Here is a 16,079-nt window from a genome sequence, read left to right on the forward strand (position 1 = left end):
GTAGCGGGCCGGTGGATCACCGCGCTTGCGAGCCGATGACCTTCTCGCTCAGCTCGGGGAACAGGGCGGTGAATCCAGGGGAGAGGATGAGGCCTCGCGGCACGATCCGGCTGGGCCGGGTCCGCGCGGCCAGCACGATCCATTCGGCGGCCTGATCCGCGGTGAGCACGGGAACTTCGCCGTATTCCTCGGTCGGCGTGATCATCGGCGTCCGCACGAGCGGGTAGTACAGCGTCGACGCGCTCACCCCTTTGTGCCGCAGCTCCATGTTGATGTTGCGGCCCATGGTCGAGATCGCGGCTTTCGCGGACACGTACCCGCCGAACTTCGGCGCGCCCTCGGAGAGGACCGCCGCAGTCGCGACGTTGATGATGTGCCCGCTGCGGCGCTCCAGCATGCCGGGGAGGAATCCCCTGATCAGACGCACCGCGCCGAAGTAGTTGATCTGCATGACCCGCTCGATGTCGTGCCAGCGCTCCAGCTGCTCGGTCAGGCGGCGGCGGATGGAGTGGCCCGCGTTGTTGACGAGGATGTCCACGCCGCCGTGCTTGGCGACGACCTCGGCGACGAGCGCGTCGATGGCTTCCAGGTCGCGAAGGTCGCAGGGGATCGCGTCGGCCCGTCCGCCTTCGGCGCGGATCTGCTTGGCCACGCTTTCGAGTTCTTCCGCGCGCCGGGCGACCAGGATCACATGGGTGCCGAGCTTGCCGAGCTGGTGCGCGGCGGCCTCGCCGATGCCGGAGGAGGAGCCGGTGACGAGCACGCGCCTGCCTTGGAGCGGAACCCCGTAGGAAGGGTCTTTCCGCGCTCGGCGCATGCCTCTGGCGGGAGCGGGATGGTTGCCCCATCCGGTGACGAGGTCCACGCTTCTGCGAAAGAGCGTGCGGCCTCTCAAGCCGAGCGCGCGAGTGTCATCTGTCATGGCGACAAATGTAGCGGGGGCGTTCGCGCTCAGCGTAGACAGTTGCGCGTTCGGACGCGGCCTTCGTGGGATAGGCTGGCGGGCGAACCCTTAATTGGAGAGCCCCCAAGAGTTTGGAGAACCGGTGGACGTGAAGATCGGCATCGTGCACAGCCCGCGTGAACTGACTATCGACAGCGCGCAGTCGGCGACCGAAATCGCCCAGCTCATCTCGTCCGCGCTCGCCGACGACTCGGTGCTCTCCCTGGTGGACTCCAAAGAGCGCCAGTACCTGATCCCCGCCAGCCGCATCTCCTACGTGGAGATCGGTTCCTCGGATCCGCGCCGCGTGGGCTTCTCCAGCTAGCTTTTCCCGCGCCTGCGCGGCTCCTCGTGCGACCGCCCGTCCCTCGCCGTTGGCGCATGTCTTCGCCTGCGGTCTTGCGGCGCGTCCGCGCAGGATCCCCAGGAATCGGAAGCCGTCTTGGTCGGGCGGTTTTGCGGCGGGTGTTTTGCGGCTGACGCGATAGGGCCGCGCGCGGCCCTGAAGGGCGTCTCGTGGGGGAATCGCCGACTCAGAGCTTGGGCACTCGGGCCAGGCCGCCCCAGGCGAAGGCGACGGTGGCCATAATCGCCTCTTCTTTGGGGATCGGCTTGCCGTTGTCCTGCCAGTGCTGCGCGCTGACGTGGATGAGGCCGACGAGGTTCACCGCGATCATGCGCGCGTGGTACAGGTCGAGGCCGGAGTCTTGGCGGACGAGGTCGAACACCGCGTCCACGCAGGCGTCGGTCGCTTTCATGATCCGCGTGCGCACCTCGGCCTGGACGAGGTCGGTGGAGAAGAGCAGCCGGTAGCCCCGCGTGTTGGTGTCGATCACGTCGAAGAAGACCCGCACCGCCTCGACCAGCCGGTCATGGTTGTTCGTGCTGGCGCGCAGCGCCTGGCGCACGCGGAGCATGAGCTCTTCGACATGCTGGTCCAGCACGGTCAGATACAGTTCGAGCTTCGAGGGGAAGTGCTGGTAGAGCACCGGTTTGCTGACTCCGGCGCGTTCGGCGATCTCCTCGACCGAGGCTTTGTGGAAACCATGCTCCGCGAAGACTTCGTTCGCCGCGTCCAGCAAAAGTTTGCGCCGGTCTAACTTAGCGAGACGCCCCCTGCCGGCCGGACGGGGCGTGGCGGTTTGCGCGGTCATCCATTGACAATACCGAATAGTTGCGGCTCAGGGTTAATTCTGCGGAGTACGATTGGTCACGATGGGCGTTTTCTGCGCCTTGGCGGGGCTCCGCGCGATGAGCCAATAGGCGAGCCCCGCGAGCGCGGCCCCCACGAACCAGCTGCACTGCGCGAGCGTGTGCAGGGCCAGCGGCGATCCCGGACCGCCGACGAGCACGCAGGCCACCGCGACGGCTCCGCCGAACGCGGTGGCCGCGACCGCTTTGAGGTTGCACCCGCGCGTGTACCAGTAGCTCCCGTTCTCGGCCATGCTGTAGAGGTCGTCAGCGACGATCCGCCGCCTGCGCACCAGGTAGTAGTCGACCACGAGCACGCCGTAGAGCGCTCCGAGGAAGGCTCCGAGGGTTTCGAGGGTGTCATGGATGGCGGCGGGGTTCTCGATCAGTTTCCACGGCGCGATGAACACGGAGGCGACCGCCGCGATCATGCCGCCGCCGAGCCAGCTGATGCGCTGCGGGCACGCGTTCGAGAAGTCGAAGGCGGGGGAGACGAAGTTCGCGACGATATTGATGCCGATGGTCGCGACGAGGATCGTCAGCACCCCGACGACCATGGCCGTCGAGTTCGGGATCCGCACGACCACCTCGTTCGGGTCGACCACCAGCTCCCCGAACACCGGGGCGGTGAGCGAGGCCGTCGCCACGACGAGCAGCGAGAAGAACAGGAAGTTCACCGGGAGGCCGAAGAGCCCGGACGTGCGGATGACCTTCATGGACTTGCCGTATTTCGCGAAGTCGCCGAAGTTGAGCACCGGCCCGCCGAAGTAGGACACCACGAGCCCGACCGCGCCGACCATGGCGCACAGCGTTTCGGCCCCGGTCCTCGCCTCCGAGCCGCCATGGCCGTCGCCCTCGCTCAGGTCGAGACGCACCGCGCCCCAGCCCGCCTGGTAGAGCAGCCAGCCGCAGAGGACGATCATGACGACGTAGACGGCGGGCCCCGCCCAGTCGACGAACGCGCGGATGAAATCCATCCCGTGCCAGAAGATCAGGGCCTGGGCGGTCCAGACCCCCATGAACGTCGCCCAGCCCACTGCGGAGAGGCCGAGGAAGCCGTGCGCGCTCGCGTCGGCGTAGGGGACCAGGCCCCGGAACAGTTTGACCAGGACCAGCGCCACCGCGTTCGCGGCGAGGTAGGTCTGCATCCCATACCAGGCCACGGCGTTGATCCCGCGCAAAATCGCCGGGATGTTCGCGCCGAGCACGCCGAAGGAGAGCCGGCAGACGACGGGGTAGGGGGCCCCGGTGCGCTGGCTGGGCTCGGCCACCAAGTTCGCGAGGACGTAGGCGATCGAGACGGCGGCGATCAGGGCGACGAACACTTGCCAGCCCGCGAGCCCGAGGGCGAACAGGCTGCCCGCCGTGGTGTACCCGGCGACGCTGTGGATGTCGGTCATCCAGAACGCGACGAAGTTGTACACGCCCCAGTCCTGCCGCTGGGCCGGGGCCAAGTCCTCGTTCGTCAGCCGGGGGTCGCGCACGGGGTCGGCGGGGACGGTCGGCTCCTCGTTGAGTACGGCGGTCATCCGCAGAAGCTATCGGGAAGATGTTGCCTGCTCATTGCGCGGGCGAAACGAGCGGACAAGCTCTCGCTGGCGGCCTGCTCTGGCAATTGGGCTGGTGAGACGCAGGGATTGGATCGACGATCTTGACCATGTGCGTTGGCTCAGCGACAGCGAGTCGCGGGCGTGGCAGGGCATGGTCCAAGTGATCGGCGTGCTCTTCCCCCGGATCGGGCGCTCCGAGGGGCCGCCGAGGTTCTTGGGCCTCGACATCGTGTTGTTGCTCACGCAAGGAGGGTTTGTGCTGCCCGGCGGGGGCTCGGGCGGCTGCTGGCGCGATCCGGTCCAGACCAGCGTTCTCGCCGAAACGGGCTCTGGCTGGCAGGACGCTTATTTCCCCAACGGCAAGACGCTCGCGCGGGCGAGAGGGGCCTGGGCCGGCTGCGGCCGGTTTTCGTGCGGCGCAGGGCTTGTCAGATGCGCCAACATGCACAAAGATAGCTCTTGTGAGCACTGAACCCGCAGATCCCGCTGTCGACCCGATTGCTCCGGTCTCTCCGGCCCCGCCGAGCGCGCAGGCTCCGTCGAGCTTGCCGCCACCCGCCAAGGACTCCGCGCCGCCGGCTTTCGCCGAGGACAAAGGCAAGCCCGCGAAGAAGGGTTCGGGCGTCGAGCACCTGGACGCGGTCAAGCACACCCGCACGGGGGCCACGTGGACCGCCATCATCCTCGGCACCTTGCTGCTGATCGTGCTGCTGATCTTCATCGTGCAGAACGGGGAGCCGACCAAGGTCGTCTTCCTCAGCTGGGACGTCTCGCTGCCGCTCGGCGTGCTCCTTTTGGCCGCGGCGATCATCGGGGTGCTCGGCACCGCCCTGGTCGGAGCCGCCCGCATGTTCCAAGTGTGGCGCGCGGCGCGCAAGAGCCACAAGGGATGACGGCGGCACCGGAGGCCGTTCCCCGGCGCGGCGGCTTCGCGCGCAACGAGCGGCCCGGCAAACCTCCGGTGGAGCTGTGCTACGAGGAGTTCGGCTCCCCGGCGAACCCGACGGTCCTGCTGGTCATGGGCTTGGGCGGGCAGATGCTGCTCTGGCCGAGCGGATTCTGCGAGCAGCTGGCGCAGCGCGGATTCCACGTGGTGCGGTTCGACAACCGGGACGTCGGGCTCTCCACCAAGCTCGCCGGAGGACAGCCGTCGGCGACGCTCCCGATCCGCGCCCTGCGCTATTTCCTCGGCCTGCCCAGCGCGAAGCCCTACAGCCTGCGCGACATGGCGGGCGACGCGGCGGCGGTGCTCGACAGCCTCGAAGTCGAGCGCGCGCACGTCGTGGGAGCCTCGATGGGCGGGATGATCGCCCAGCTGCTCGCCGCCGAGCAAGCTCAGCGGGTGCTGAGCCTCGGGCTCTTCTTCACCTGCGCGAACGAGCGCTTCTCCATCCCGCTCGGCCCGAGGATGCTGGCGAGCGCGGCGGAGAAGCAGCTGAAATCGCCGACGAAGGAACAGGCGGCGGACCGTTTCGTCCGGGGCTATCAGCGGCTCGCGGGCCGGAACTACCCCGCGGAGACGGCATGGCTGCGCTCCGAGTTCGAGGTGATGTGGGACCGCTACCCGGACCGAGATGGGCCCGAGCGCCAGTTCGACGCGATCCTCGGCACCGGCAGCCTGGCCGAAGCGGCCGCGTCCATCGACCGCCCCACCGTGATCATCCACGGCGACGACGATCCGCTTGTGCGGGTGGCCTGCGGCCAATCCCTCGCCCGGCTCATCCCAGGGGCCAAGCTCAACGTGGTCGAAGGCATGGGGCACACGTTGCCGTTCGGACTGTGGGACTTCTTCATCGAGGAGCTGGCGGCGAACTTCGCGCGGGCGGCGTAGGGCGGATCCGTCGGGGCCGGTCCTGGGCGAGACTCCGGATCCGAGCGCGGGCATAATGCGAATATGACCTCAGAAACCTCCCCGACTATTCCCCGTCGCGCCGGATTCGCCCGCAATGAGCGGGCTCGAGGCGGGCCTGTCGAGCTGTGCTACGAGGAGTTCGGCTCCGAAACGGACCCCTCGGTCCTGCTGGTCATGGGGTGGAGCACGCAGATGCTGGGCTGGCCAGCCGGCTTCTGCGAGCGGATCGCCGCAGAAGGCTTCCGGGTGATCCGGTTCGACAACCGGGACATCGGCGAGTCCACCAAATTCTGGGGCAAGAAGCCGAGGCCGCTCCTGACCAGTATGGCGCGCGCCTTCGTCGGATTGCCGGGGACCGCCCCGAACTACGACCTCACCGACCTCGCGCACGACGCGACGGCGTTGCTCGACCATCTCGGGATCGAGCGCGCGCACGTCGTGGGAGCCTCGATGGGCGGGATGATCGCCCAGATCCTCGCCGCCGACCACGCCGAGCGGGTGCTCAGCCTCGGGGCGATCTTCACCTCGCCCCTGCGCAATTTCGTCATACCCGCCACGCTGAAGGGCCTGCCGGTCCTTTTGACCCGGCCTCCGGAGAAAGAGACCAGGGAGCAGTCCATCGACCGGCTGGTCGGGGTCTATCGGACCCTCACCGCGAAGATCCCCATGGACGAGGCGGCGTTGCGCGTCGAACTCGGCGCGATGCTCGACCGGGGCAAAGGCGACGCGGGCGGCGCGGCCCGGCAGCTCGACGGCGTTTTGGGCACCGGCACCCTCGTGCCGCGCGCGAGGCGCATCGCCCGGCCCACCGTGGTGATCCACGGCGACTCGGACCCGCTCATTCGCCCCGCCTGCGGCAAAGACCTGGCAAGGACCATTCCCGGCGCGCGCCTGAAGATCGTCGAGGGCATGGGCCACACGCTGCCCGAACAGGTCTGGGGCCTCGTGGTCGGAGAGTTGGCCGCGAACTTCGCGCGGGCCGTCTGAGGGCTCGACGGCTCCCGCCGAGCTGTGTATGCTGTATGACATAAGTCTGTGGCGCGCTGCCGCGCCATAGGAAGCTCAGCAGGGAAAGGCGCTTTGACATGGAGCAGCACACAGCCAACGCCAGGCGGATGTTCCGGGTGATCCGGGCTGTCGGCCGGTACGCGTTGAACCCGTCCGCGCGGTTCTTCGCGAAGCTCGGCCTGGTGCCCACCTCGCAGGTCGCCGAGCTGGAGACCATCGGCCGCAAGACGGGCCAGCTGCGGCGCGTGCCGGTCTCGCCGATCTTCGACGAGACCGGAGCCTGGGTCATCTGCGGGCACGGCACCCTGTCCGGGTGGGGCTCGAACATCTCCGCCAACCCCAACGTGCGCATCCAGCAAGGAAAACGCTGGCGCGCCGGTGTGGCCTCATTCGTGCCGGACGACGACATCCGCGCCCGCGTCCGCCAAGCCTCCACGTTCGGCCCGAGGATAGCCTCGTACGGGACCGCGCCCGTCACCGTGCGCATCGACTTCACCGACGGCGAGCCGCGTCGGGGCTGAGCCGAAGCGGCCGGGCGAGGGCTCCGGTTTCCACCCCACTCGGGCGTGTTTTCGCAGCTAAACTTTGGGCATGCGGTTCCAGGTCCTCGACATCGTCTTCAACCCCCCGAACCCGGTGACCGGCGCGGTGGTCCCGCCCGCCGACCGGCTGGGCCGAGTCGTCGAGGCCGCCGTGCTCGCCGAAGAGCTTGGCTTTGACTCCTTCGCCGTGGGGGAGCGACACGCGGGCGACGTGCTCTCTTCCTCGCCCGCCGTCATCCTCGGGGCCATCGCCGCGCAGACCAGCCGCATCCTCCTCTCCACCGGCGTCACCGTGCTCTCTTTGCACGACCCCGTCCGCGTCGCGGAGGATTACGCCACCATCGACAATCTCAGCCGGGGGCGGCTGGAGATCGTCATCGGCAAAGGCAACGAGGCTCTGCAGTACCCGCTGGTCGGCAAGGACATCGACAAACAATACGAGTACCTGGCCGAGAACTACGAGCTTTTGCGCAGGCTCCTGCGCGAAGAGCATGTGGACTGGCAGGGCCAGCATCGCGCCGAACTCCGCGACGCCACCACGCTGCCCCGGCCCTACGCCGGGCCTTTCCGGATCTGGCACGGCTCCGCCACCTCCGCCTTCGCGGTCGAGCTCGCCGCCAAATGGGGCGACCCCATCGTCTCCGCCAACGCCCTGCAGCCTCGGGAGAACTACAAAGTCCTCATCGACCGGTACCGGGAGCTTTACGACGCGGCGGGGCACGACCCCGCCGCGTGCTACGTCGGGGCGGGTTCCGGCGGCCTCTTCCTCGCGGACACCACCGAGCAGGCCGTCGAGCAATACCGGCCTTTCTACGAAGGCCAAGTGGCCCAAGTGCTCAAGCGCCAAGGCGGACGGCGCGTCCTTGGCAAAACCCTCGACTTCGAGACCGTCGAAGAAGCCGTCCGGCGCGGCCCCGCCCTCGTCGGCTCCCCCGAACGCGTGGCCGAGAAGATCCTCGACTACCACGAGAGCTTCGGCCATGTCCTGCAATCGGTCTCGGTGAACCACGTCCTCGACGTCGAGCAGCAGCACGACGTGCTGCGCCGGTTCGCCGAAGAAGTCATCCCCCTGGTCAAACGCGAAGTGAAGACCACGCTCTGGGGGCCGGCCGACCAAGGCAGGGCCAAGGGCTTGACCGTCGAAGGCTGACCGGGCAGGGGAGCCGGGCTCCGAGGCCGCGCCTCGATCCGTCGTGCCCGTGCGCGAGGCTTGCGGAGCTCGCTTATTCGAATCCGGTGATATGGCCCTGATTGCCCGCGTTGGGTCCGACTTGCTGGACTTCGGCCTGCACTTCGAAGTCGCCGTGGTTGTTATCGCTTTGTTTGCGCGCGCTGTCGGCGTTGGCCTGCGCGGCGGGGGCGCGGCCCATGCCAGCCGGGACTGTGGCGGCGGGCGGAGCCGCGTGGGCGGCAGGAGGGACGGGGGCGGCGTGTCGTCCGCCTGGGGGAGCTTCGCCGGACTTCGGCCCGCCGTCTTGCGCGTCGGCGGCCTCGGCCGATCCTTCGTCTTGCCCGTCGGCTTCGCTGCGGTCCTCGCCTCCGCTCGCGTCTTGCTCGTCCTCGTTTTCCGCGTCGTCTGCTTGTCCTTGCTGCGTATGCTGCTCCGCTGCTTGCACGGCGGCTTGGATGATCTGCCCGAGGCTGCCCATCAGCCCTTGCAGGCCGCCGCCGAGCGCCGAGCCGAAGCCGCTCGCCGCTTGCCCAAGGGACTGGCCTGCCGAGCCGAGCGCCTGCCCGACCGAGCCGAGCGCCGAACCGGGGTCCCCGCCCCCGCCGCCGGACCCCGGCCCGTCCGCGCCGCCCGGCATGCCGCTGGACGCGTCCGTTTCAGAAGACGGCTCCGACACGCTCGACGGACCGTTCTCCTCGGCCCCCGCCGAGCCCCCGCCGCCAGCGCCCCCGCTTGCGCCCGCCGCGCCGCCTCGGGCTTCCGAGGCCCCCGAGGGCTGCGCGCTGGAGCCGGGGTCGCCGGGCATCGCTGGTTTCACCGTGTTGATGTCGTCGAGATAGCCTGCCATGACCGCGTACTGCTCCGAGATGTGCTTTTTCGTGTCGTGGTTGATCTGGAGCAGTTGCTGGCACGCCGCGTCGAGGAAGCCCATGACATGCTGCATGTCCTCGACGACGTGCTCGCGCTCCCAGATCTGGTATTCGCTCCCGCCCTTGTTCTCGACGTAGTATTTGCGGCTGTGCCCGCCGGGTTCGTCGAGCCTTTCCCCGACTTGCTCTTTGAGCCGCGTCAGCTCTTCCCCGTTCAGATATCTGTCGAAGGACGACGCGATATCCCAGCGGTAGGTCGTTGGCGGGCCGCCGTCCCAGTAGATCTTCCGCATGCGGTCTTTGGCGGAAGGGTCGTCGTCGGGCCCCGGTTGGAAGATGTGGTTCCGGATCGCGCCTTGGTCGTTGAGCAGATCCGTCAGGATTTTCCCTTTGCCGTCGTTGCGCTGGCTTGTGACCATCCATTCGGCGGATTCGGCGCGGTACGCGTCCGGGCTGGTGTCGCAGACGTTCTTCGCCGCGGATTCGCACTTCTTGTCGAAATCCTGCGCGTTCTGCTTGATGGAGTCGAGCAGTTTGGTCAGCGTCTCTTTCGTGATCCGCTGTTTGTCCGCGAGGAGCTTTTGGATGCTGTCGGCCACCTGGAGGATGCCCTTCGCGTTGGCCTTCGCCGCCTCCGTGTTCGTGATGACCGTTTCGCGGTTCGCGTCGAAATTCGTGTGGGTGGAGTCCGCCGCCGAGTCGTCCCAGTGCTCCTTCAAGTTTTTCATGGCTTCCACGCGGAGCTGTTCGAGCGCTTCTTGGTCGTTGCCCGCTTGGAGGATCCTGTTCGCGTCGGATCGGATCATGCCGAGGTCGATGTCTTTTTCGAGCCCGTACTGTTGCTTGTACCCGCCGGGGGGCAAGTCGTACTGCTCGTCCCACCTCACCCCGAGTTTGTTGATCCCCGCCTTGTGCTCGCCGGCTCGGCTCGCGATGTACGCGTCAAGCATGTCGAAAGGGTCGCAGCCCCACGCGTCGTAGCGCATGTCGGTGAGGACTTCCGCCCCCAGATTGGCCCCGCTTGGCTCATTGGTCATGCCGCACTCTCCCGATCAGGCAATGTCTTGTGTGGTCTCGCTAGGAGACTTGCGTCGAATCGATACTGCGCCGATTGGCCTCGTCGGCTCCCTGGTAGGCGTCGACCGCTCCGCCGAGCGCCGCGCCGAGCGCGGCGTTGTACTCGCCGTGATGCTGGAAGGGCACGTGCACTTTGTCGAGGCCCCGCTGCATGGCTTCGGCCTCCTCCGCGAAAGCCGCCCCCATGGCCTTCGCCATCTGGAGGTCTTTGAGCCGTTCCGCGATGGCGTGCGCCTGCTCGGAGAAACCGTGGAAGTCTTGCCCCGAGCGGCGCACTCCGTCAGGGTTGGCCATGTTCGCCATGCTTGCTCCTTCCCGCAGACCCAGCCGACGGCGGCTGGCTTCCCGCCCCAGCGGGCCGCCCGTCTCCTTGGCGACGCACTATACTCCACATAGTAGCGCGGGGCTCCGTCTTCTCACGGGCGCGCTGGCGCGAGAGGAAGGGAAAAGTCATGCAGCCCGCAGACGTGCTGTACAACATGGCGCAATCTGCTCTCAAGAAGAACGAGCAAACGTTCCAGGCGTTCCAGAAATCGATGGCGGAACGGAAGGCCAAGCAGGACGCGCTTCACGCGGAGGCCGCGACGAAGAACGCCCGCGAGCCGAGCGCGGAGGAGCTGAAGGCGCAGGCGCGAGCGCGCAAGGCCGAGGCGGTGTGGCAAGGGGCCAGCGTGTTCGGCCATGTCGAGCGGGAGGAGCTTGTCGCGGAGGGGCCCGTCACGCGCGTGGTGCGCGAAGACCCGGACACCCGGTCCTTCCGGCACGCTCGCGACGACGACGAATGAGCGAGCCTACCGCCCTTGGGGAGGCGGGGGAGGCGGCGGGGTGTCCGCATTCTTCTGCGAGTTTTTGACCAGGACGAACACGACGAGCGCGATTGCGGCCATCATGATCAGGAAACAAGTCCCTGCCACGGCCCATTGCCAGAGCGATACAGTCCCCATGGCGGCGGCCTAGCGCTCGTCGGCGCGCTGGGGGAAAAACAGGTCCTTGGGGTTGATTTCGAGCCATTCGGCGACTTTATCGACCTCGTCCACCTGCCAGACGCGACGGTTCCCCAGCAGGTCGGCCATGGTCTCCGGGCTCACCCCGAGAGCTTGCGCAGCATCGGCCCGCGTGCGCTGGAGCCTGGCCAGATGCCTTTCGACCTCCAAGCTCACAGTCTGGTTCAGCTCGCCCATGGAGGCAGAATATCACCCGTTTCAGCAAGCGCCTTCTGCCGATCCGCGCCAAGACCGGCAGGCGCGGCCTCACTCCCGGTCTTGGCCGGAGCCGTTGGCGTCGGCCTGCGCTTGTTTGAGTTTGTCGGCGGGGTCGCCGCCGCTTTGCGGGCTGAGCCGGTGCTGGACGGGGCCGACCCCGGGGGCGGGGAGCCGGTCGGGGCCGATGTCGTCGGCTCCGCCGTCGGAGCTTTGGCCGGGCGGGGACGACCCGTCCGAGGAGCCAGATCCGCGCGGCGCGGACGCGCCGCCTCCGGACTGCGGCGCTGCGTCGGGAGGCGGGGCTTCGTCCCCGCGCGGGGGCGATCCGGCTCCGGAGCCGGAGGAGCCTTGCTGCTCTGCGGCTTCGGAGTCCGGCGGGGGCGGGGGTTTGTCTTTGTCCCGGATGCAGGCGGTCTGCTCGGGATCGTTGGTCTGCGGACAGGGGCCGGGGCCGGGCGGGATTTCGAGTTTGCCGGGGCCTTCGCCGGGGGCGTAGCGGTAGGCGGCGGCGCGCGCGTCGTAGCGCAAGTCGCCGTGGGCGAGCTGGTCGGCTTTGGCGGCGAGCCGGGACGAGGCTTCGGCGAACAGGCGCAGATCCTCGCTGTTGACCTCTGGGCTTGGTTTCGGCGCGAAGCAGCCGGCCGGGGCGGCGCGCATGGTCTCTTGGGCTTTGGCGATTTTGGCTCGGGCTTCGGCGAGGCCGCCCGCTCTGGTCCGCTCGTCGGCGAGGTTCTCGAGCACGACGACGAGGTTGATCCGCGCCGGGCAGCCCTCGTCGTCGGCGAGCGCGACTGCCCGGTCGAATTCCCGTTCCGCGTCGGGCAAGCGCCCTTCCAAGACGTACGCGTCCCCCTCGGCGAAGTGCGCTTTCCACGGCTCGACTTCGTTGTAGTCCAAGAGGCTCCGGGCTGTGTCGTGCAGTCCGGGCACGTCCTGGCGGTCGAAGAGGGCCAGTGCCTCCCGTCCTGCGGCGTACGCCCAGAACAAGTAGCCGGAGGCGAGCAGCAGGAGCGCGACGAGCGGCGCGGAGAGGGCGAGCAGCCGTCTGCGCAGCCGCGTGCGGCTGGGGCCGAGGGCGAAATACCGCCATGCCGATTCGGCGGTCCGTCGGATCATGGCGCGCCTCCGAGCTGGTCCCTACGGATCTCCCGGATGAGGAGGAACGCCTCGACGGCGAGAAGGGCCGAGGCGATCATCGCGAACACCCAGTAGTACTCCGCGCGCTCGACCCATTGGCTCCTCGTTTGGCCGGAAGCCGCCGGGGAGCCCTCGGCGAGGACGGGGACCACCGCCGCGATGGGGTCGCCGGGGCTGCGGTGCGAATAGGGCACGGACAGCTGTTTGGCGATCCTGCGCAGCTCGCCTTCGTCTGGCGGGACGACCAGCGGCCCGTCTGGGCCCTGGACGTAGATCATGTGCCCGTCGTCCCCCCAGCGGACGGGCACCTGCCCGCCCGCCGGGCTGCCGTAGCCGAGCACCGCGCCGCCGGAGACCAGGCCGGGTCCTGGCGCGAAGGAGCCGGGCGCGGCCGCCGAGCCGCGCCGCCCTTCGCCCAGGTAGAAGACCAGGTTCTGGGAGCGGGGGTACTGCTGGCGGGCGACTTGCAGCCCCTGGTCCAAGAGGCCGCTTGCGGCGGTGGGGTCGGCGCGGTCGAGCGCGTCGGGGCTGGCCTGGAACGCGGAATAGTTCTCGAGGAAGGCCTCCAAGCTCCAGGTGTCGGCGGACAGCGGCCAGTCCACTCGGGCGGTGGAGCCGAACGCGAGGACGCTGAAGTTCGCGTGCGGGAACTGGTGCACGATGGCTTTGAGGTCCGCGCGGATCCCGGCCATGCGGTATTCGCGTTTGGGGCCGAAGTCGTCCACCCAGGAATTGGGCGAGCGGTCCACCAGCAGGAAGATATTGAGCTTGGGGACGTCGGAGGGCGCGGCGACGGGCGGGGTCTTCGACGGCTCCTGGTGGACGTGGTCTTCGCCGGGGCGCAGCGCCGCGACGAAGACGCAGACGATCGCGAGGGTGAGCCCGCCCCAGCGCAGCAGCACGCCGGTGAGCTGCCGCCCGGATTTGCGCACCGAGAGGTGGTAGAGGGTGAAGACCCGCAGCCCGAGGACCAGGAGGGCCAGGAGCGCCACGACGGCAGGGCTCATCGGCGGATCACCGCCAAACACAGCGAGAGGACCGTCGCGAAGCCGATGGCGAGGGCGAGGACCAGCGTGGGGTCGTCCACTTCGCGCTCGGGCGGCTCCGGCTCTGCTCCTTCGGTCAGCGCGGGGCGGTGCGCCCGGATCTGGTCGAGCGCGCCCGCCACCGAGGCGGGGTCGGCGGAGTCGGAGAACGCGAAGAATTTCCCGCCGGAAACCTCGGTCTCCGTTTTCGCGACGCCTTGCGGCTGGGTTCCCTGCCCGGCTCCAGGAGCCACTTGCACGATGTTGATCTGGGCTTTCGCCTCCTGCACGAGCTGGGCGAGCCCGCCGGAGGAGTAGGCGGTTCGCGTCCCGGAGGCGGGCCGCTCGTCGGTCGGGCCGAGATAGACGACCGAGCGCCGCCGCCCGGAGGGGCTGGCGTGGTCGGGGAAGCCGATGACGCAGCTGGCCAAGGTGTCGATGAAGTTCGGCTGGTAGTCGGAGTAGCGGACGGTGCGCGAGAAGGCGTCTTGCCCGTCGGCGAGGGTTTTCGTCTCCTGCTCGGTGAGCTGTTTGCCCTCGGCCGCCGCCGCCGAGAGCTTCGCGAGCCCGGCGAACCTGCCGAGCTGGCCGCTCGCGAACGCGTGGTCCGCCGTCAGCGGCATCACCCGCAAGGTTTGCGAGGTCAGGCCGATGCGTTGGCTGGTGAACGCCTCCGCCCGCTTCTGGTAATAGGCCAAGAAGGCGGCGGCAACGGGATTGGTGGCCGGCAGCGCGACGCAGAGCATCACGTCGTCGGGATGCTCGCGGCCGGCGTTGCCCGACCGTTCGACTTCGAGCGGCCGGGCGGCGGCGTAGAGGGCGCAGCCCAGCGTCGCGAGGACCGCGACGGCGGTCGCGATCACGAGGGCGCGCTGGATCCGCACGGCGCGGGCGTACTCGGGCAGTTCGGTGAGCCGCTCCACATGGGCCAGCGGGCGCAGGGTTTTACCCGCGCCCCGCCGCATCGGCAGGAGCGCGGCGGCCAGCACGACCGCGAGGAGCAGCCCCCTGCCGACGTTCAGGACCAGATCCCATTTCACCGCCATGCCGCGAGGACCTCCTTGGCCGCTCGCGCCGAGCGGGCGACGTCTGGCTGCTCCTGAGGGGCGAATTGCCCGGGGTAGAGCGCTTCGAGGGCGGCGGCGGCCTCGGCGATGTGGCTTTCGGCGAATTCCGCGAGCACCATCCGCGAGGCAGGCTCCCCCGTCCACAGCTGCACGAACAGCCGCAAGGCGCGGCTGACCGCGCCGTGGGCGGCGCGGCTGGAGAGCTGGCCGCGCTGGTAGAGCGAGACCGTGGCGTCGATGGAGCGGGAGAACTTACGCTTGAGCAGCCGCAACGTGATGTCGCGCAGCACCGGCGTGCGCCGCAGCCGCTCGATAGGCAGCGTCCACACGAAAAGCCCGACGACCCAGCCGACCGCGACGACCGCCAGCACGACGGCCAGCGCCAACCACAGCGTGGAGTACGGCACCGGGGGCAGCACCAGGCGGAGCCGCTCGAACTCTTCAGCCTCCATGGCCGCTCCGGCGCAACAGCGTCGTGACCTCTTTGCGCAGCTGCCAGGTGCCTTCCACGCGGGCGGCGCGCACGCCGCAGGCGGCAAGGAAGTCGGCGAGCGCTGCTTCCCTGCGCTCCTCGGCCTGGCGGTAGGCGGCGAGCACTTTGCGCCCGAGCGCCTCCTCGCGCAGCAGCACTTTCCCCGTCTCCACGTCGTAGCCGACGCTCGAGCCCCAGCCGCCCGGCAATGGGGCAGCCGGATCCGAGAGGATCGGCGCGTCGCGCACGATGATCCAATACAGATCGTGCCCCGCCGCCACTCGGCGCAACTGCTCGGCCAGCCCGTCCTGCGCCGGGCAGCGCTCTCCCACGCTCGGCTCGCCGGAGACGAGGAAGACGACGTAGCGTTTGCGGAAATTGCGCTCAACGTACGCGAGCTGGACGGCGAGGCTGTCGCGCGCGGCGTGGTCGAGGTCGTGCCCGGCCACGCGGGCGAGGATGCGCTCGACGTGCGTCTCGCCCCGGCCGGGCGGCATGCGGGCCGATCCCCGCGCGTCCCCGTAGACGAGGCTGATCTCGTCCCCCTTCGCGATGCTGACCAGGCCCATCATGCCCATGGCGTTCACCGCCACGTCCCGTTTCGTCTCCCCGGAGGGGGCGAGGGCGGACATGGACCGGCTCACGTCCACGACGAGGAGGACTTTGTGCTGGCGCAACGAGACGAAGCGCTTCACCAAGAGGTTGGGGGGACCGCCCGCCTGCGGGGGAGCGCTGCGGGCGGTGGCTTTCCAGTCGATGTCGCGCACGTCGTCGCCGGGCACGTACGGGCGCAGGTCGTCGAACTCCTGGCTGCGGCCGTGGAAGAGGGAGAGATGCCCGCCGTCCAGGAGCGCGCGGGCCTTGCCGGTGGGGCCGACCAGTTTCTGCCCGGCCAGCACCTGCGCGCGGACCCGCTGCAGCAACGCCCCCATCAGCGCGCCCCCGATCCGCTCACGGCATGTTCCTCGTCGCG

Annotated in this window: 20 protein-coding genes; 8 read left to right on the forward strand and 12 right to left on the reverse strand. The window is 68.9% G+C overall.

The window, feature by feature from the left end; genetic code table 11:
- Nucleotides 1-16: 16 nt before the first annotated feature.
- Nucleotides 17-922: an SDR family oxidoreductase gene (locus tag HMPREF9336_RS03910; protein WP_007469216.1), complete on the reverse strand. Its 906-nt coding sequence runs from the start codon at nt 920-922 to the stop codon at nt 17-19.
- A gap of 124 nt (nt 923-1,046) precedes the next feature.
- Here HMPREF9336_RS03910 and HMPREF9336_RS03915 point away from each other — a divergent pair, with 124 nt between their 5' ends.
- Nucleotides 1,047-1,268 carry a DUF3107 domain-containing protein gene (locus tag HMPREF9336_RS03915; RefSeq protein WP_007469217.1) on the forward strand — a complete coding sequence of 74 codons (222 nt, stop codon included), beginning with the start codon at nt 1,047-1,049 and terminating at the stop codon, nt 1,266-1,268.
- Nucleotides 1,269-1,476: 208 nt separating this feature from the next.
- Here HMPREF9336_RS03915 and HMPREF9336_RS03920 read toward each other — a convergent pair whose 3' ends face one another.
- The gene (locus HMPREF9336_RS03920) at nt 1,477-2,097 is read right to left on the reverse strand and encodes a TetR/AcrR family transcriptional regulator (protein ID WP_007469218.1); all 621 of its coding nucleotides are present in this window, start codon (nt 2,095-2,097) and stop codon (nt 1,477-1,479) included.
- Between the two features lie 33 nt (nt 2,098-2,130).
- Nucleotides 2,131-3,663, reverse strand: a complete 1,533-nt coding sequence (locus tag HMPREF9336_RS03925; RefSeq protein WP_007469219.1) for an NCS1 family nucleobase:cation symporter-1 — start codon at nt 3,661-3,663, stop codon at nt 2,131-2,133.
- A gap of 94 nt (nt 3,664-3,757) precedes the next feature.
- Here HMPREF9336_RS03925 and HMPREF9336_RS03930 point away from each other — a divergent pair, with 94 nt between their 5' ends.
- From HMPREF9336_RS03930 to HMPREF9336_RS03955, 6 genes are all read left to right on the forward strand, one after another.
- Nucleotides 3,758-4,156 carry a hypothetical protein gene (locus HMPREF9336_RS03930; RefSeq protein WP_007469220.1) on the forward strand — a complete coding sequence of 133 codons (399 nt, stop codon included), beginning with the start codon at nt 3,758-3,760 and terminating at the stop codon, nt 4,154-4,156.
- Nucleotides 4,146-4,577, forward strand: a complete 432-nt coding sequence (locus tag HMPREF9336_RS03935) for a LapA family protein (protein ID WP_007469221.1) — start codon at nt 4,146-4,148, stop codon at nt 4,575-4,577. The genes HMPREF9336_RS03930 and HMPREF9336_RS03935 overlap by 11 nt, the downstream gene beginning before the upstream one ends.
- Nucleotides 4,574-5,515, forward strand: a complete 942-nt coding sequence (locus tag HMPREF9336_RS03940; protein WP_007469222.1) for an alpha/beta fold hydrolase — start codon at nt 4,574-4,576, stop codon at nt 5,513-5,515. Before HMPREF9336_RS03935 ends, HMPREF9336_RS03940 begins: the two co-directional genes overlap by 4 nt.
- 63 nt (nt 5,516-5,578) lie before the next feature.
- The gene (locus tag HMPREF9336_RS03945) at nt 5,579-6,523 is read left to right on the forward strand and encodes an alpha/beta fold hydrolase (protein ID WP_007469223.1); all 945 of its coding nucleotides are present in this window, start codon (nt 5,579-5,581) and stop codon (nt 6,521-6,523) included.
- Between the two features lie 98 nt (nt 6,524-6,621).
- A complete protein-coding gene (locus tag HMPREF9336_RS03950) occupies nt 6,622-7,065 on the forward strand; it encodes a nitroreductase family deazaflavin-dependent oxidoreductase (RefSeq protein WP_007469224.1) in 444 nt (147 codons plus the stop codon).
- Nucleotides 7,066-7,135: 70 nt separating this feature from the next.
- The gene (locus HMPREF9336_RS03955) at nt 7,136-8,236 is read left to right on the forward strand and encodes an LLM class flavin-dependent oxidoreductase (RefSeq protein ID WP_007469226.1); all 1,101 of its coding nucleotides are present in this window, start codon (nt 7,136-7,138) and stop codon (nt 8,234-8,236) included.
- 73 nt (nt 8,237-8,309) lie between these two features.
- Here the strand turns inward: HMPREF9336_RS03955 and HMPREF9336_RS03960 are convergent, their stop codons facing one another.
- On the reverse strand, nt 8,310-10,163 hold the full coding sequence (locus tag HMPREF9336_RS03960; RefSeq protein ID WP_021030055.1) for a hypothetical protein: 1,854 nt from the start codon (nt 10,161-10,163) through the stop codon (nt 8,310-8,312).
- A gap of 40 nt (nt 10,164-10,203) precedes the next feature.
- The gene (locus HMPREF9336_RS03965) at nt 10,204-10,497 is read right to left on the reverse strand and encodes a hypothetical protein (protein WP_244431586.1); all 294 of its coding nucleotides are present in this window, start codon (nt 10,495-10,497) and stop codon (nt 10,204-10,206) included.
- A gap of 158 nt (nt 10,498-10,655) precedes the next feature.
- Here HMPREF9336_RS03965 and HMPREF9336_RS03970 point away from each other — a divergent pair, with 158 nt between their 5' ends.
- Complete coding sequence (locus HMPREF9336_RS03970; RefSeq protein WP_007469229.1) at nt 10,656-10,988, forward strand: hypothetical protein; 333 nt, start codon at nt 10,656-10,658, stop codon at nt 10,986-10,988.
- Nucleotides 10,989-10,994: 6 nt separating this feature from the next.
- On the opposite strand, the gene HMPREF9336_RS18285 is transcribed toward HMPREF9336_RS03970, so the two are convergent.
- The 7 genes from HMPREF9336_RS18285 to HMPREF9336_RS04000 all read right to left on the reverse strand — a co-directional run bounded on the left by HMPREF9336_RS18285 (nt 10,995) and on the right by HMPREF9336_RS04000 (nt 16,038).
- Entirely contained in the window at nt 10,995-11,147 is a 153-nt protein-coding gene (locus HMPREF9336_RS18285; protein WP_021030056.1) for a hypothetical protein, read from the reverse strand.
- A 9-nt stretch (nt 11,148-11,156) separates the two neighbouring features.
- Nucleotides 11,157-11,384 (reverse strand): hypothetical protein, encoded by a 228-nt coding sequence (locus tag HMPREF9336_RS03975; protein WP_007469231.1) that lies wholly within the window; start codon nt 11,382-11,384, stop codon nt 11,157-11,159.
- Nucleotides 11,385-11,453: 69 nt separating this feature from the next.
- Entirely contained in the window at nt 11,454-12,521 is a 1,068-nt protein-coding gene (locus HMPREF9336_RS03980) for a tetratricopeptide repeat protein (protein ID WP_007469233.1), read from the reverse strand.
- Complete coding sequence (locus HMPREF9336_RS03985) at nt 12,518-13,549, reverse strand: vWA domain-containing protein (protein ID WP_021030057.1); 1,032 nt, start codon at nt 13,547-13,549, stop codon at nt 12,518-12,520. The genes HMPREF9336_RS03980 and HMPREF9336_RS03985 overlap by 4 nt, the downstream gene beginning before the upstream one ends.
- Entirely contained in the window at nt 13,546-14,613 is a 1,068-nt protein-coding gene (locus tag HMPREF9336_RS03990; protein WP_007469239.1) for a hypothetical protein, read from the reverse strand. The genes HMPREF9336_RS03985 and HMPREF9336_RS03990 overlap by 4 nt, the downstream gene beginning before the upstream one ends.
- On the reverse strand, nt 14,604-15,086 hold the full coding sequence (locus HMPREF9336_RS03995; RefSeq protein ID WP_007469241.1) for a hypothetical protein: 483 nt from the start codon (nt 15,084-15,086) through the stop codon (nt 14,604-14,606). Before HMPREF9336_RS03995 ends, HMPREF9336_RS03990 begins: the two co-directional genes overlap by 10 nt.
- Nucleotides 15,076-16,038, reverse strand: coding sequence for a DUF58 domain-containing protein (locus HMPREF9336_RS04000; protein WP_007469243.1), 963 nt, complete (start codon nt 16,036-16,038; stop codon nt 15,076-15,078). Before HMPREF9336_RS04000 ends, HMPREF9336_RS03995 begins: the two co-directional genes overlap by 11 nt.
- Nucleotides 16,039-16,079 lie beyond the last annotated feature (41 nt).

Source organism: Segniliparus rugosus ATCC BAA-974 (genome assembly GCF_000185725.2).
Lineage (GTDB): Bacteria > Actinomycetota > Actinomycetes > Mycobacteriales > Mycobacteriaceae > Segniliparus > Segniliparus rugosus.